This is a genomic window from Cellulomonas sp. P2_B4 (genome assembly GCF_056404795.1).
The window spans coordinates 17397-32539 of sequence record NZ_JBFUDI010000012.1 but is presented as its reverse complement, the minus strand read 5'-3'; the positions used below and the strand labels follow the sequence as shown (position 1 = coordinate 32539).

The 15143-nt window shown below is 72.2% G+C and carries 13 protein-coding genes; all 13 read left to right on the top strand.

What is annotated here, in order from left to right; all coding sequences use genetic code 11:
* Positions 1-9 precede the first annotated feature (9 nt).
* The 13 genes from ftsW (at position 10) to dnaE (ending at position 15140) form a co-directional block, all read left to right on the top strand.
* Entirely contained in the window at positions 10-1242 is a 1233-nt protein-coding gene (ftsW, locus tag AC1DZC_RS17375; protein ID WP_477044144.1) for a putative lipid II flippase FtsW, read from the top strand.
* Entirely contained in the window at positions 1235-3802 is a 2568-nt protein-coding gene (gene murC, locus AC1DZC_RS17370) for a UDP-N-acetylmuramate--L-alanine ligase (RefSeq protein WP_477044143.1), read from the top strand. The genes ftsW and murC overlap by 8 nt, the downstream gene beginning before the upstream one ends.
* Positions 3799-4848 (top strand): cell division protein FtsQ/DivIB, encoded by a 1050-nt coding sequence (locus AC1DZC_RS17365; RefSeq protein WP_477044142.1) that lies wholly within the window; start codon positions 3799-3801, stop codon positions 4846-4848. The genes murC and AC1DZC_RS17365 overlap by 4 nt, the downstream gene beginning before the upstream one ends.
* A 212-nt stretch (positions 4849-5060) precedes the next feature.
* A complete protein-coding gene (gene ftsZ / locus AC1DZC_RS17360) occupies positions 5061-6317 on the top strand; it encodes a cell division protein FtsZ (RefSeq protein ID WP_477040793.1) in 1257 nt (418 codons plus the stop codon).
* 5 nt (positions 6318-6322) lie between these two features.
* Entirely contained in the window at positions 6323-7039 is a 717-nt protein-coding gene (gene pgeF, locus AC1DZC_RS17355) for a peptidoglycan editing factor PgeF (protein ID WP_477044141.1), read from the top strand.
* A 176-nt stretch (positions 7040-7215) separates the two neighbouring features.
* Positions 7216-7710: a cell division protein SepF gene (locus tag AC1DZC_RS17350; RefSeq protein ID WP_477040795.1), complete on the top strand. Its 495-nt coding sequence runs from the start codon at positions 7216-7218 to the stop codon at positions 7708-7710.
* A 3-nt stretch (positions 7711-7713) separates the two neighbouring features.
* A complete protein-coding gene (locus tag AC1DZC_RS17345; protein WP_477040796.1) occupies positions 7714-7998 on the top strand; it encodes a YggT family protein in 285 nt (94 codons plus the stop codon).
* 133 nt (positions 7999-8131) lie between these two features.
* Positions 8132-8815, top strand: coding sequence for a DivIVA domain-containing protein (locus tag AC1DZC_RS17340; protein ID WP_477044140.1), 684 nt, complete (start codon positions 8132-8134; stop codon positions 8813-8815).
* Positions 8816-9006: 191 nt separating this feature from the next.
* Positions 9007-9468 (top strand): TraR/DksA family transcriptional regulator, encoded by a 462-nt coding sequence (locus AC1DZC_RS17335; protein ID WP_477040798.1) that lies wholly within the window; start codon positions 9007-9009, stop codon positions 9466-9468.
* A 20-nt stretch (positions 9469-9488) separates the two neighbouring features.
* Positions 9489-10100: a signal peptidase II gene (lspA, locus tag AC1DZC_RS17330; protein WP_477044139.1), complete on the top strand. Its 612-nt coding sequence runs from the start codon at positions 9489-9491 to the stop codon at positions 10098-10100.
* Positions 10093-11031 (top strand): RluA family pseudouridine synthase, encoded by a 939-nt coding sequence (locus tag AC1DZC_RS17325; RefSeq protein ID WP_477044138.1) that lies wholly within the window; start codon positions 10093-10095, stop codon positions 11029-11031. The genes lspA and AC1DZC_RS17325 overlap by 8 nt, the downstream gene beginning before the upstream one ends.
* The gene (locus AC1DZC_RS17320; RefSeq protein ID WP_477044137.1) at positions 11028-11519 is read left to right on the top strand and encodes a GNAT family N-acetyltransferase; all 492 of its coding nucleotides are present in this window, start codon (positions 11028-11030) and stop codon (positions 11517-11519) included. The genes AC1DZC_RS17325 and AC1DZC_RS17320 overlap by 4 nt, the downstream gene beginning before the upstream one ends.
* Before the next feature lie 81 nt (positions 11520-11600).
* On the top strand, positions 11601-15140 hold the full coding sequence (dnaE, locus tag AC1DZC_RS17315) for a DNA polymerase III subunit alpha (protein ID WP_477040802.1): 3540 nt from the start codon (positions 11601-11603) through the stop codon (positions 15138-15140).
* Positions 15141-15143 lie beyond the last annotated feature (3 nt).

The following is a 15143-nucleotide window of genomic DNA, read 5'->3' as shown; positions in this document are numbered from 1 at the left end:
AGCCCGGGCATGACCGCGAACGTCGCACCCGGGGCCGCGTCGCGTCCCGAGCGCACCGGCTCGTTGCTCGGGCAGTGGAACAGCGTCGTGACGAGCTACTACGTGCTCATCGGCGCCGCAGCGCTGCTGCTGGTGATCGGGCTCGTCATGGTGCTGTCCAGCTCGAGCGTGGAGTCGCTCGACGAGAACGGCTCGCCGTACGCCGTCTTCCTCGACCAGGCGAAGTTCGCGCTGCTCGGCCTGCCCATCATGTTCGGGCTCTCCCGGATGCCCGTACGGATCTTCCAGCGCTTCGCCTGGCCGGTGCTCGGCGCCGCGATCCTGTTCCAGCTGCTGGTGTTCACACCGCTCGGCACGGGTGTGGGTGGCAACCAGAACTGGGTGCGCGTCGGAGGCATCTCCGCCCAGCCGTCCGAGGCGATCAAGCTCGCCCTCGCCGTGTGGCTGGGCGCGGTGCTGGCGCGCAAGCTGCCGCTGCTGCGGCAGTGGCGGCACGCGCTGATCCCCGCCGTCCCGGTCGCTGCGCTCGCGCTCGGCGTGGTTCTCGCGGGGCACGACCTGGGCACCGCGATGGTGATCATCCTGCTCGTCGCGGGCGCGCTGTTCGTCGCCGGCGTCCCGCTGCGGATGTTCGGGTTCGCGGCGCTGCTCGCCGCGGGGCTGACAGCCGCGCTCACGGTGACGAGCACCAACCGCACGGACCGCATCTTCAGCTGGCTCTCGAGCGAGTGCGACGTGCAGTCGGCCTGCTACCAGACGCTGCACGGCGGCTACGGCCTGGCCAGCGGCGGCTGGGGCGGGCTCGGTCTGGGGGAGAGCCGCGAGAAGTGGTCCTACCTGCCGGCCGCCCACAACGACTTCATCTTCGCCATCCTCGGCGAGGAGCTCGGGCTCATCGGCACGCTGCTCGTGCTGGCCCTGTTCGGGCTGCTCGCCTTCGCGATGATCCGCATCATCCGCCGGCACCCCGACCCGTTCGTGCAGATCACCACCGGGGCGATCCTGTGCTGGATCATCGGGCAGGCGATCGTGAACATCGCCGTCGTCATCGGCCTCGCCCCGGTCATCGGGGTCCCGCTGCCGCTGGTCTCGGCGGGCGGGTCGGCGCTGATCATGACCATGGCCGCCCTCGGCGTGCTCATCTCGTTCGCGCGCTCGGAGCCCGGCGCCGCCGAGGCGCTCGCCGCGCGGCCCAGCGTCGTGCGTCGTTCGCTGGCCGTCGTCGGGCGGTCCCGTGGCTGACGACCGCCGACCCCCGTCGGTGCTCCTGGCCGGCGGCGGGACGGCCGGTCACGTCAACCCGCTCCTCGCCGTGGCCGACGAGCTCCACCGTCGCCACCCCAACGCGCGCCTGACCGTCCTGGGCACCGCGCAGGGCCTCGAGGCGCGCCTGGTGCCGGAGCACGGGCTCGACCTCGCCCTCGTCCCGCGGGTGCCCTTGCCGCGGCGCCCGACCCTCGACTGGTTCCGCCTGCCCGGCCGGCTGCGCGCCGCGATCCGTGCCGCCGGGACGGCGATCGACGAGTCCGGTGCGCAGGTCGTCGTCGGGTTCGGAGGCTACGTCTCGACGCCCGCGTACCTGGCCGCCCGGAGCCGCAAGATCCCGGTCGTGATCCACGAGGCGAACGCCCGCCCGGGCCTGGCCAACCGGCTGGGCGCGCGCTGGGCGAAGTCCGTCGCCGTGACGTTCCCGGGCACGGCCCTGCCCGGCGCACAGGTCACCGGGCTGCCGCTGCGGGCGCCGATCGCCCGCCTCCTCGCCGAGCGCACCGCCGACGCCCACGCCGCGCGCGTCGCCGCCGCCGAGTCGCTGGGCCTGGACCCGGCGCTGCCCACGCTTCTGGTGTCCGGCGGCTCGCTGGGTGCGGTGAGCGTCAACACCGCCGTCTCGGGCGCGGCTCCCCAGCTGCTCGCCGCGGGGGTCCAGGTGCTGCACCTGACCGGCACCGGCAAGGCCGACGCCGTCCGGGCCGCGCTCGAGGGGGTGCCCGGCGCCGAGCACTACCAGGTGCGCGAGTACCTGAGCGACATGCACCTCGCGCTGGCCGTGGCCGACGTCGTCGTCGGGCGGTCCGGCGCCGGCACGGTCTGCGAGCTGGCCGCGCTCGGCATCCCCGCCGTCTACGTGCCGCTGCCCGTGGGCAACGGCGAGCAGCGCCTCAACGCCGCGGCGGTCGTCGCGGCGGGCGGCGGGCTGCTCGTCGACGACGACGACCTCGATCCGGCCTGGCTGCTCGCGCACCTGCCCGTCCTGCTGGTCGGGGACACGGCCGCCGAGACCCGTGCGCGCATGGGCCGGGCCGCTGCGAGCGTCGGCGTGCGGGACGCGGCCGCGCGCGTCGCCCGGCTGGTCGAGGTCGAGCTTCCCGCGCCGGCGAAGGCTCCCGCCAAGCAGCTGGCCGCCGAGAAGCTGGGCCGGGTGCACCTGGTCGGGGTCGGCGGAGCGGGCATGTCGGCGATCGCCGCGCTGCTCGCCGCCCGCGGGCTGACGGTGAGCGGGTCGGACGCCGCCGACGGACCGGCCCTGCCCGCCCTGCGCGAGGCCGGCGTCACGGTGCACGTCGGGCACGACGCCGCGCTCGTCGACGGCATCGACACGCTCGTGGTCTCCTCCGCTGTGCGCGAGTCGAACCCCGAGCTCGCGCGGGCCCGCGCCCTGGGCGTCCGCGTGCTGCACCGGTCGCAGGCCCTCGCCGCGCTCATGGTCGGCCGCGACGCCGTGGCGGTCGCCGGTGCGCACGGGAAGACGACCACCTCGGCGATGGTCGCCACCGCACTGCTCGACGCCGGCGCCGACCCGTCCTTCGCGATCGGCGGCACCGTGCTCACCGCCGACGGCTCGCTCGGCGGCAGCCGCGACGGCTCCGGGCGGGCCTTCGTGGCCGAGGCCGACGAGTCCGACGGCTCGTTCCTGGCATACGCGCCGCTGGTCGCCCTCGTCACCAACGTCGAGCCCGACCACCTCGACCACTACGGGTCCGCGGAGGCCTTCGAGGACGCGTTCGTGGCCTTCGCCGAGCGCATCCGGCCCGGCGGCGCCCTCGTGGCGTGTGCCGACGACGCCGGTGCCGTCCGCCTCGTCGACCGCGCCCGCGCCCAGCTGGCCGCCCGCGACGTCGAGGTCGTCACCTACGGCACGTCGCCGACCGCGGACGTCGTCGTCGGCGACCTGCGGCCCGACGGGGCCGCGTGGAGCGTCGACCTGACGACGCCCGACGGCGTGCTGACCGTCCGGCTGGCCGTGCCCGGCGCGCACAACGCGCTGAACGCGGGCGGTGCCTGGGCGGCCGCGCGAAGGCTGGGCACCGACCCCGTCGCGGTCGCGACCGGCCTGGCGGCGTTCCGGGGGACCGGTCGCCGGTTCGAGGACCGGGGGACGGCGGGCGGGGTGCGCGTCGTGGACGACTACGCCCACCACCCGACCGAGGTCGCCGCGCTGCTCCGGCAGGCGCGCTCCGTCGTCGGGGACGGCCGGGTGATCGTCCTGTTCCAGCCGCACCTCTACTCGCGCACCCGCACGTTCGCGGCCGAGTTCGGGGCCGCGTTCGACCTGGCGGACGTGGTCGTGGTGACGGACGTCTACGCCGCACGCGAGGACCTCGACCCGGAGGTGACCGGCGCGCTGATCGTCGACCGCGTGCCGACCGAGGGCAAGGCCACGTTCGTGCCGGACCGCCTCGACGCCGCCCGCGCCGTCGCGCGCGCCGCGCGGCCGGGCGACCTCGTCCTGACCGTCGGCGCGGGCGACGTCACGCTCCTCGCGCCGGTGGTGCTCGACGAGCTGGCCGGGGGGTCGTCGTGAGCCCGTCGCGACCCACCGCCCCGCGCGACCCGGCACCGACCCGGCCCGCGCGTCCGACCGCCCGTCCCAGCACCGCGCCGGTCCCGAAGCCCGCCGCCGAACGTCCGGCCGCCGAGAAGCCGGCCGCCGCCAAGCCGGTCGTCGAGAAGCCGGCCGTCGCCAAGCCGGTCGTCGAGAAGCCCGGCCCGTCGCCGCGGACGGAGCCCACCGGGGCCGCGACCGACGCGTTCGGCCGGTCGGTGACCACCTACGCGGCGGGCCGCGGTCGCTCCTACGGCGGGCCGGTCGCACCGCCCGTGGTGTCCACCAGCTCGATCGCGCGCTTCGCCGAGCGGGCCCGGGCACGCCGCAACCTCGCGCGCCGCCAGCTGATCCTCACCGCCGCCGTCGTGGTCGCGGTGGTCGGCCTGGGCTGGCTGCTGTTCGCCTCGCCGGTCCTCGCGCTCGACCCGGCCGGCGTCGAGGTCGACGGTGCCGGGACGGTCGTCGCCGTCGACCAGGTCCAGGCCGTCGTCGCGGCCCATGCCGGCACGCCGCTGCCCCGCCTCGACACGGTGTCGCTGCGCGACGAGCTGCTCGACGTCCCGGGCGTCCGCGAGGCGCGCGTGACGCGCGACTGGCCGACGGGCCTGTCCGTCACGCTCGTCGCCCGGGAACCGGTCGCGGCGGTGCCCGACAGCGCCTCCGGCGCCGGCTTCGCGCTGCTCGACCAGGACGGCGTGCAGGTGGGTCGCGTCGACGCGGCTCCGGAGGGGCTCCCCGTCGTGGACGTGCCCGTGGGCGACAAGCGGACGCTGTCGGCCGTCCTGGGCGTCCTGCAGCAGCTTCCTGCCGACCTGCTCGCGCAGGTCCAGGGTGTCGCCGCGCACACGCAGGACACCGTCACCATGCAGCTGCGCGACGGCGTGCGCGTCGACTGGGGGAGCGCGCACGAGACCCCGCTGAAGATCGCGGTCCTCAAGGCGCTGCGCGCGTCGCCCGCGGCGGCGGGGGCGACGGTCATCGACGTGTCCGCGCCGCGGCTGCCCATCACGAAGCAGGGCTGAATTCGTCGGCAAGTGCCGACACGCGCGGCGCGGTCGTTGATAGTGCCGGGTGCGCGACCTAGCGTCACGCCTGACAGCAGAACCTGACATAACTATAACCCTCAACTTGAGGGTGAAGGTTTGAACCCGTCCCCGGCGTGTCGTCGGGACGGACCCCGCGGCCCGTGCCGCACACCGGCACCGCGCAACGCACAGAACGAGAGGCACCCACCGTGGCAGCTCCGCAGAACTACCTGGCGGTCATCAAGGTCGTCGGCATCGGCGGCGGCGGCGTCAACGCCGTGAACCGCATGATCGAGGTCGGCCTCAAGGGTGTCGAGTTCATCGCCGTCAACACGGACGCGCAGGCGCTCCTCATGTCGGACGCCGACGTCAAGCTCGACATCGGCCGTGAGCTGACGCGCGGTCTCGGCGCCGGCGCGGACCCCGAGGTCGGCAAGAAGGCCGCCGAGGACCACAAGGACGAGATCGAGGACGTCCTGCGCGGGGCTGACATGGTCTTCGTCACCGCGGGCGAGGGCGGCGGCACCGGCACCGGTGGCGCGCCGGTCGTCGCGCGGATCGCCCGCTCGCTCGGAGCCCTGACCATCGGTGTGGTCACGCGCCCGTTCACCTTCGAGGGTCGTCGCCGCTCCGTGCAGGCCGACTCCGGGATCGAGGCGCTGCGCGCCGAGGTCGACACGCTCATCGTCATCCCGAACGACCGCCTCCTGCAGATCTCGGACCGGTCCGTCTCGGTGCTCGACGCGTTCCACTCGGCCGACCAGGTGCTGCTCTCCGGTGTCCAGGGCATCACGGACCTCATCACCACGCCGGGCCTGATCAACCTCGACTTCGCCGACGTGAAGTCGGTCATGCAGGGTGCCGGGTCCGCGCTCATGGGCATCGGCTTCGCCCGCGGCGACGACCGCGCGGTCCAGGCCGCCGAGATGGCCATCTCGTCGCCCCTGCTCGAGGCCAGCATCGACGGCGCGCACGGCGTGCTCCTGTCGATCCAGGGTGGCTCGGACCTCGGCCTGTTCGAGATCAACGAGGCGGCCCGGCTGGTCCAGGAGGCCGCGCACCCCGAGGCCAACATCATCTTCGGCGCGGTGATCGACGACGCGCTCGGCGACGAGGTGCGGGTCACCGTCATCGCCGCCGGCTTCGACAGCGGCTCGCCGACGATCCGCCGCGACGCCCGCGCGCTGGGTCAGGTCTCCGGCAACTCCGCCGGTGCCGCCCGTCCGGCGCCGGCGCCCGCCCAGGTCCCGACGCCCCGACCGGTCGTCGAGCGCGAGGAGGTCCCGGTCCCGGTCGGTGCCTACGCCGGCACCGCAGGCCAGCCGGGCGTGCCCGCCTTCCTGTCGACCGAGGCCGAGCCGACCCCGATCACGGGTGCGCTCGAGGTGCCGCGGATCTTCACGGAGGACGCACCGCGTCGCGACCGTGAGCGCGACGAGCTCGACGTGCCGGACTTCCTCAAGTAGCAGCCGTGCTCGTCGATGGCGTCGACCTCGGGACCGGGGTCCGCGCCGGCTTCACCTCGCGTCGTGGTGGGTCCAGCGTGGCGCCGTTCGACACGCTCAACCTCGGGCTGGCCGTCGGTGACGACCCGTCCGTGGTCGCGCGCAACCGGGCGGTGCTCGACGACTGGGCCGGCGCGCCCGTCGTCTATGCCACCCAGGTGCACGGCACCGGGGTGGTGGTGCTGACCGAGCCCACGGACGTGGGGGAGGCCGACGCGCTGGTCTCGACCTCGCCGGACGTCGCGGTGGCGGTGCTCGTGGCGGACTGCGTGCCGGTCCTGCTCGCCGACGCGTCCTCGGGGGTCGTCGCCGCGGTGCACGCCGGACGGCGCGGGCTCGCGGCCGGGGTCCTGCAGTGGGCGGTCGCGGCGATGGTCGGTGCGGGGGCGGACGTCGGGCGGATCCGTGCGGCGACCGGTCCGGCGATCGCCGGTCGGTCGTACGAGGTGCCGGCCGAGCTGCGCGACGAGGTGGCCGACGTCGTGCCGGAGACCTACGCCACGACGTCGTGGGGCACGCCTGCGCTCGACCTGCCGGCGGGTGCGGTCGCGGTCCTGGGCAGGCTCGGCATCCGGGACGTGCTCGTGTCGGACCGCGACACGTACACCGACGGCGACCTGTACTCGTTCCGGCGCTCGTCGCGGACGGGTCGGTTCGCCGGGGTTGTCCGCCCGCCGCTCTGAGGACCGCTCTGCACGCCGGGCCGGTGTGCGGGCGTGTCGCGACGGTGATCGGTGCGCACCCGTTGCTAGCGTGACCGGCAGAGGGAGCCCACCAGCGTCTTCGCGACCCACATCGACGCCGGGCCGCCAGTAGTGACAGAAGTGGTCCGCAGGAATGCGGGGAGGGAGCCAAGGCGATGGCCGGAGCGCTGCGCAAGACGATGCTGTACCTCGGCCTGGCCGACGACAGGGCCGAGCACGAGGAGTACCTCGACGACTACGACGACGGGGAGGTCGCCGTGCCGACCGAGTACGAGGCCCAGGTCACACCGCTGCACCGCCCGACGCGTTCGGAGCCGACCCAGGCGAACCGGGTCGTCCAGACGGCCGCGCCCGCCGGGGAGCTGCGCCGCATCACCACGATCCACCCGCGGTCGTACAACGACGCGCGCAAGATCGGCGAGGCGTTCCGCGAGGGCACGCCCGTGATCATGAACCTCACGGACATGGACGACGCCGACGCCAAGCGTCTCGTCGACTTCTCCGCGGGTCTGATCTTCGGGCTGCACGGGGCGATCGAGCGCGTGACCAGCAAGGTCTTCCTGCTGTCGCCGGCGCACGTCGAGGTCGCCGGCGAGGCCGCCGCCCCCGCCGAGCAGCCGACGCGTGCGGGCTTCTACAACCAGAGCTGACGCGTGCATCTCGTCGGCTCGATCCTGTACTTCGTCGTCCTGGTCTTCTTCCTGATCCTGCTGGTGCGGCTGGTGCTCGACTGGGTGCAGTTCTTCGCGCGTGACTGGCGTCCCTCGGGCATCGCCCTGGTGATCGCCGAGGTGACGTACTCGGTGACCGACCCGCCGTTGAAGGCGTTGCGGCGGATCATCCCACCGGTCACCATCGGCTCGGTCCGCCTGGATCTGGCGTTCATGGTGCTCTTCATCCTGTGCTTGATCCTGATGAGGGTCTTCGCGTCCCTCTGAACCACCCATCCGTGGGCGTGTCGTGGGGGCGTGCACCGAGGACTTTCTCCGATACCGTGGCCCGTGGCGGTCGGTGGACTGCCGCCGGACCGGCTAGCTCGACCAATGAGCTCTACCGACAGAGGTGACGACGATGGCGCTGCTGACCGCAGACGAGGTCCTGAACAAGAAGTTCCAGGCCACGAAGTTCCGCGAGGGGTACGACCAGGACGAGGTCGACGACTTCCTCGACGAGGTCGTGAACACCCTCCGGGACCTCCAGGGGGAGAACGACGACCTCAAGACCAAGCTTGCCGCGGCCGAGCGCCGCATCGCCGAGCTGAGCCGCGCGGGTGCCCAGCAGCCCGCTYCCGCCGCGAAGCCCGAGCCCACGCCCGAGCCCGTTCCGGCGCCGGCCCCCGTGGTCGCGGCACCCGTCGCCGCGCCGGCGCCGATCGTCGCCCCCGTCGCCGAGGCGCCTCGCGCCAGCGAGCCGGAGTCGGCCACCGGGATGCTCGCCCTGGCCCAGAAGCTGCACGACGACTACGTGCGCAGCGGCCAGGAGGAGTCGGACCGTCTGGTCGGCGAGGCGAAGAGCCAGGCCAACCGCATCGTGCGCGAGGCCGAGGAGACGTCGCAGCGGACGCTCGGCCAGCTGGAGCAGGAGCGTTCGCTGCTCGAGCGCAAGATCGACGAGCTCCGGGTGTTCGAGCGGGACTACCGCACGCGCCTCAAGAGCTACCTCGAGAACCTTCTCGGCGACCTGGACAACCGGGGCAACGCGCTCCCGCCGCGTTCCGGCCAGCCGCAGCCGGTCGGAGACGCGCAGAACCTCTGACGGCCACCCGTCCGACTCTGCGTCACAGCATCGCCACAGGTCAGGTCGGGTTCGTCGCAACACACCACGCCGGGTTGCGCCTGGTGCGTCCGCTCTGAGCGGAGCGCCGGGTTTCACCCGGCGTGTTGTGTTGTGTCCGCTCCGACACCCGCATACAGTCACGTGACTTCGAGGACAGGGGGGCCCGTTAAGTGGCCATCAACGACGCACTGAGCGCGATCGACGTCAGCACCGACACGAAGGAGCTGGCAAAGATCGTTCGAGGGCTGCCCGTCCGCGACGGGGAGAAGGCCTGGACCGCACGCGAGGTCAAGGACATCGCCGAGGAGCTCACGAGCGACATCGACCGTCTGACCAGCGAGCTTGCGGCTGCAGACGCCGAGCTGTCCGACCTGCTGCGCAACTCCGGCGACGGCGCGGGCGACGACCAGGCGGACTCCGGTTCGTCGGCGCTCGAGCGCGAGCAGGAGCTGACGCTCGTCAACAACACGCGCGACCTGCTCTCGCAGACGCAGCGTGCGCTGGCGCGTATCGCGAACGGCACGTTCGCCACCTGCGAGTCCTGCGGCCGTGCGGTCGGCAAGGCGCGCCTGCAGGCGTTCCCGCGTGCCAGCCTGTGCGTCGAGTGCAAGCAGCGCGAAGAGCGTCGCTGACGCGCACGTAGACTCCTGCGGTGCCCACCACCCCGGACGACCATCCCGTCGCGCCCTCGGCGAACCCTCGCCGGCGCCGGCTGCTGATCCTGCTCTTCTCGATCACGGCCGTCGTGCTCGTCCTGGACCAGCTGTCGAAGGTCTGGGCGCTCGACAACCTCGAGGAGGGCGTCCGCCGGGTCCTGGTCGGTGACCTGCTCGGCCTGCAGCTGGTGTTCAACTCCGGCGCGGCGCTGTCCATCGGCACGGGGATGACCTGGCTGCTGACGCTGGTCGCGGTCGCGGTGATCGTCTTCATCATCCGCGCGAGCCGGCGGATCGGGTCCCGCGGCTGGGCGATCGCCCTCGGGCTGCTGCTCGGTGGCGCGCTCGGGAACCTCATGGACCGGCTGTTCCGGGAGCCCGGGTTCGCGCGCGGGCACGTGGTCGACTTCATCGCGTACTGGAACGTCTTCGTCGGCAACGTCGCCGACATCGCCATCGTGGTCGCGGCCGTGATGATCGTCTTCCTCGCCGCGACGGGCGTGCACATCGACGGCACGCGCGACGCCAAGGACGGCGAGCAGCCGGACGAGACGGCGGCCGACGAGACCGTCGCCACCGACGGCAGCACGACCGAGCAGAATGCCTGACACCCGCGCGATGCCCGTGCCCGACGGGCTCGTGGGCGAGCGCGTCGACGCCGCCCTGTCCCGGCTCCTCGGCCTGTCCCGTACCCGCGCCGCCGAGATCGCCGCGGCCGGCGGGGTGCACCTGGACGGCAAGGAGCTGGGCAAGTCCGACCGGCTGGTGGCCGGGGGCTGGCTCGAGGTGGAGATCCCCGACGTCGCACCGGCCGCGAGCATCGAGATCGTCGCCGAGCCCGTGCCCGGCATGGTGATCGTGTACGACGACGACGACGTCGTGGTCATCGACAAGCCGGTCGGCGTCGCGGCGCACCCGTCGCCGGGCTGGACCGGTCCCACGGTCGTCGGCGCGCTCGTGGCCGCGGGCTACCGCATCTCGACGTCCGGGGCGGCCGAGCGGCAGGGCATCGTGCACCGGCTCGACGTCGGTACCTCGGGGCTGATGGTCGTCGCCAAGAGCGAGCACGCCTACACGGTGCTCAAGCGGGCGTTCAAGGAGCGCACGGTCGAGAAGGTCTACCACGCGCTCGTGCAGGGCCACCCGGAGCCGACGACCGGCACGATCGACGCCCCGATCGGCCGGCACCCGAGCTCCGACTGGAAGTTCGCGGTGGTCGCCGACGGCAAGCCGTCGGTCACGCACTACGAGGTGCTCGAGATGCTGCCCGCGGCGTCCTTGGTCGAGGTGCACCTGGAGACCGGGCGCACCCACCAGATCCGCGTGCACTTCGCCGCGCTGCGGCACCCGTGCGTCGGCGACATCACCTACGGTGCGGACCCGTCGCTCGCGGCGCGGGTGCACCTGGAGCGCCAGTGGCTGCACGCGATGCGGCTCGGCTTCCACCACCCGAGCACCGGCGAGTGGCTGGAGCTGACCAGCGAGTACCCGCAGGACCTGGCCCGTTCGCTCGCCATCCTGCAGGACGGCTACGCGTGATCCGAGTCGTCCCGGTCGACACCGACGAGCTGCGCGCGGCGATGACCGCGATCCGGATGACCGTGTTCGTCGACGAGCAGGGCGTGGATGCGGACGTCGAGATGGACGAGCTCGACGACGACCCCTCGACGCTGCACGTCGTGGCTCTCTCGTCGGAGGGCCGGGCGTTGGGCACCGCGCGTCTGCTCGCGCCGCACCACGCGGACGAGCCGGCGCACATCGGTCGCGTCGCGGTGCTGTCGGAAGCGCGCGGTCTGGGCGTCGGCGCTCTCCTGATGACGGCGCTCGAGGCTGAGGCCGTCGCGCGGTTCGGGGTCGTCGTCGACGACGTGCGGAGCGTGTCGGTCGAGCTCAGCGCGCAGGAGCAGGCCATCGGCTTCTACGAGCGAGCCGGCTACGTCGCACGGTCCGAGAGGTACCTCTCGGAGAACATCTGGCACCGCGACGCGGTCAAGATCGTGCGGTCGACCGACACGCCGCAGCACTAGCCGCCAGACACGCCGTCGGCACCTGCGGGGTGGCGGAGTGGTGACCGTCGGGTGTCGGTGGAGCGACGTAGGATCGCCCGCATGGCATCTGCTGGAGGCTCCGACTTCGTCCACCTCCACGTGCACACCGAGTACTCGATGCTCGACGGCGCGGCCCGCCTGGGCGACCTGTTCGCGGAGGTCGAGCGGCTCGGTCAGACGGCCATCGCGACCACCGACCACGGCTACCTGTTCGGCGCGTTCGACTTCTGGGCCAAGGCCACGGCCGCGGGGATCAAGCCGATCATCGGCGTCGAGGCCTACGTCACGCCGGGCACCAGCCGGTTCGACCAGACGCGGGTGCGGTTCGGGCAGCAGGGCCAGGAGCAGGACGACGTCTCGGCCCGCGGCGCATACACGCACATGACGCTGCTGGCGCGGAACAACGAAGGTCTGCACAACCTCATGCGCGCGTCGTCGCTCGCGTCGCTCGAGGGCCAGATGGGCAAGTGGCCGCGCATCGACCGCGACCTGCTGGAGCGGTACGGCAAGGGCCTGATCGCCACCAGCGGCTGCCCGTCGGGCGAGATCCAGACGCGCCTGCGCCTGGGCCAGTGGGACGAGGCCGTCCGCGTGGCCGGCGAGCTGCAGGACATCTTCGGCAAGGAGTACTTCTACGTCGAGCTGATGGACCACGGGATCGACATCGAGACCCGGGTGCTCAAGGACCTGCTGCGCCTCTCGGAGACCATCGGCGCGCCGCTGCTGGCCACCAACGACCTGCACTACGTGAAGCAGGAGGACCGCGCGTCGCAGGACGCGCTGCTGGCCATCAACTCGGGCTCGACGCTCGCCGATCCCGACCGGTTCAAGTTCGACGGCGACGGCTTCTACGTGAAGTCGGCCGCGGAGATGCGCAGGATCTGGGCCGAGCACCCCGAGGCGTGCGACAACACCCTGCTCGTCGCGGAGCAGTGCGAGGTCACGTTCAACACGTCGGCCAACTACATGCCGAACTACCCGGTCCCGGCCGGCGAGGACGAGACCAGCTGGTTCATCAAGGAGGTCGAGACCGGCCTGCACGTGCGCTACCCGGACGGGATTCCCGACGACGTGCGCAAGCAGGCCGAGTTCGAGACCGAGGTCATCACGAACATGGGCTTCCCGGGGTACTTCCTCGTGGTCGCCGACTTCATCAACTGGGCCAAGAACAACGGGATCCGGGTCGGGCCGGGCCGTGGTTCGGGCGCCGGCTCGATGGCCGCGTACGCCATGCGGATCACCGACCTGGACCCGCTGCAGCACGGCCTGATCTTCGAGCGGTTCCTCAACCCCGACCGCGTCTCGATGCCCGACTTCGACGTCGACTTCGACGAGCGTCGTCGCGGCGAGGTCATCCGCTACGTGACCGACAAGTACGGCGAGGACCGCGTCGCGCAGATCGTCACCTACGGCACCATCAAGGCCAAGCAGGCCCTCAAGGACTCGGCGCGGCTCCTCGGGATGCCGTTCGCGATGGGGGAGAAGCTCACCAAGGCGATGCCGCCCGCGATCATGGGCAAGGACATCTCGCTCACGGGCATCTTCGACCCGACGGACAAGCGTTACAACGAGGCCGAGGAGTTCCGCCAGGTCCACGCCGCGGACCCGGAGGCGCAGCGCGTCGTCGAGCTGGCCAAGGGCATCGAGGGCCTGAAGCGCCAGTGGGGCGTGCACGCGGCCGGCGTGATCATGTCGAGCGACCCGCTCATCGACATCATCCCGATCATGCGGCGCCCGCAGGACGGCGCGGTCATCACGCAGTTCGACTACCCGACGTCCGAAGGCCTCGGCCTGATCAAGATGGACTTCCTCGGGCTGCGGAACCTGACGATCCTGGACGACGCGCTCGAGAACATCGTCATGAACGGCAAGGAGCCCGTGGTCCTGGAGGACCTGGCGCTCGACGACCGCGCCACGTACGAGCTGCTCGGCCGCGGCGACACCCTGGGCGTGTTCCAGCTCGACGGCGGCGGCATGCGCTCGCTGCTGCGGCTCATGCGCCCCGACAACTTCGAGGACATCTCGGCCGTCGGCGCGCTCTACCGACCCGGTCCGATGGGTGCCAACTCGCACACCAACTACGCGCTGCGCAAGACGGGCGCGCAGCCGGTCACCCCGATCCACCCGGAGCTCGAGGAGCCGCTCGCGGAGATCCTGGGCACGACGTACGGCCTGATCGTCTACCAGGAGCAGGTCATGGCGATCGCCCAGCGCGTCGCCGGGTACTCGCTCGGTCAGGCCGACATCCTGCGCCGCGCCATGGGCAAGAAGAAGAAGTCCGAGCTGGACAAGCAGTTCGAGGGCTTCTCGGCGGGCATGGTCGAGCGCGGCTTCTCGATGGGGGCCGTGCAGACCCTCTGGGACATCCTGCTGCCGTTCTCCGACTACGCCTTCAACAAGGCGCACTCGGCGGCGTACGGGGTCATCTCGTACTGGACCGCCTACCTGAAGGCGAACTACTCGACGGAGTACATGGCCGCGCTGCTCACCAGCGTGCGCGACGACAAGGACAAGTCCGCGCTGTACCTCGGCGAGGCGCGGCACATGGGGATCGTCGTCCTGCCGCCCGACGTGAACTCGTCGTCCGCCAACTTCACGGCCGTCGGCAAGGACATCCGCTTCGGCCTGACGGCGGTCCGCAACGTCGGGGCCAACGTGGTCGACGCGATCGTGCGGACGCGCGAGGAGAAGGGCGAGTTCACGTCCTTCACCGACTTCCTGGACAAGGTGCCGGCCGTCGTCTGCAACAAGCGGACGATCGAGTCGCTCATCAAGGCCGGCGCGTTCGACTCGCTCGGCCACCCGCGCCGCGCGCTCCTGCTGGTCCACGAGCAGGCCGTCGACTCGGTCATCGGGGTCAAGCGCAAGGAGGCCGAGGGCCAGTTCGACCTCTTCGCGGACCTGATGGGCGGCGACGACGCCACGCAGGGCTTCGCGGTCGTCGTGCCGGACCTGCCGGACTGGGACAAGAAGCAGCGGCTCGCGTTCGAGCGCGAGATGCTCGGGCTGTACGTGTCGGACCACCCGCTGTCCGGCCTGGAGCACGTGCTCGCGGCGGCGGCGGACGTCTCGATCGCCACGCTGCTGGCCGACGAGGCGCGGCCCGACGGGTCGACCGTCGTGGTGGCCGGCCTGATCACGTCGCTGCAGCGCAAGATGTCCAAGCAGGGCAACCCGTGGGCCGCGGTCACGATCGAGGACATGGAGGGCTCGGTCGAGATCATGTTCTTCGGCGAGACCTACCTGGCGTACTCCACCGCGCTGGCCGAGGACGCGGTCGTCGTGATCCGGGGCCGGGTGCGCCGTCGCGACGAGACGATGCAGCTGCAGGCCATGGAGGTCTCGCTGCCCGACGTGAGCCAGGCCGCCGACGCGCCGGTCGTCGTCTCGATGTCGGTGGCCCGCTGCACGCCGCCCGTCGTCGAACGGCTGCGCGAGGTGCTCGCGACGCACCCGGGCGTCACCGAGGTCCACCTGCGGCTCACCAGCCCGGGACGGGCGACCGTCATGCGCCTCGACCACGGGCTGCGGGTGCAGCGCTCACCGTCCCTGTTCGGCGACCTCAAGGCGCTGCTGGGCCCGAGCTGCCTGGCGTCCTGACCG

What these genes read in the sequence shown, in the direction of transcription:
- ftsW (WP_477044144.1), top strand. Translation starts at nt 10, where the DNA reads ATGACCGCGAACGTCGCACCCGGGGCCGCGTCGCGTCCCGAGCGCACC.
- AC1DZC_RS17350 (WP_477040795.1), top strand. Translation starts at nt 7,216, where the DNA reads ATGGCCGGAGCGCTGCGCAAGACGATGCTGTACCTCGGCCTGGCCGAC.
- AC1DZC_RS17325 (WP_477044138.1), top strand. Translation starts at nt 10,093, where the DNA reads ATGCCTGACACCCGCGCGATGCCCGTGCCCGACGGGCTCGTGGGCGAG.
- dnaE (WP_477040802.1), top strand. Translation starts at nt 11,601, where the DNA reads ATGGCATCTGCTGGAGGCTCCGACTTCGTCCACCTCCACGTGCACACC.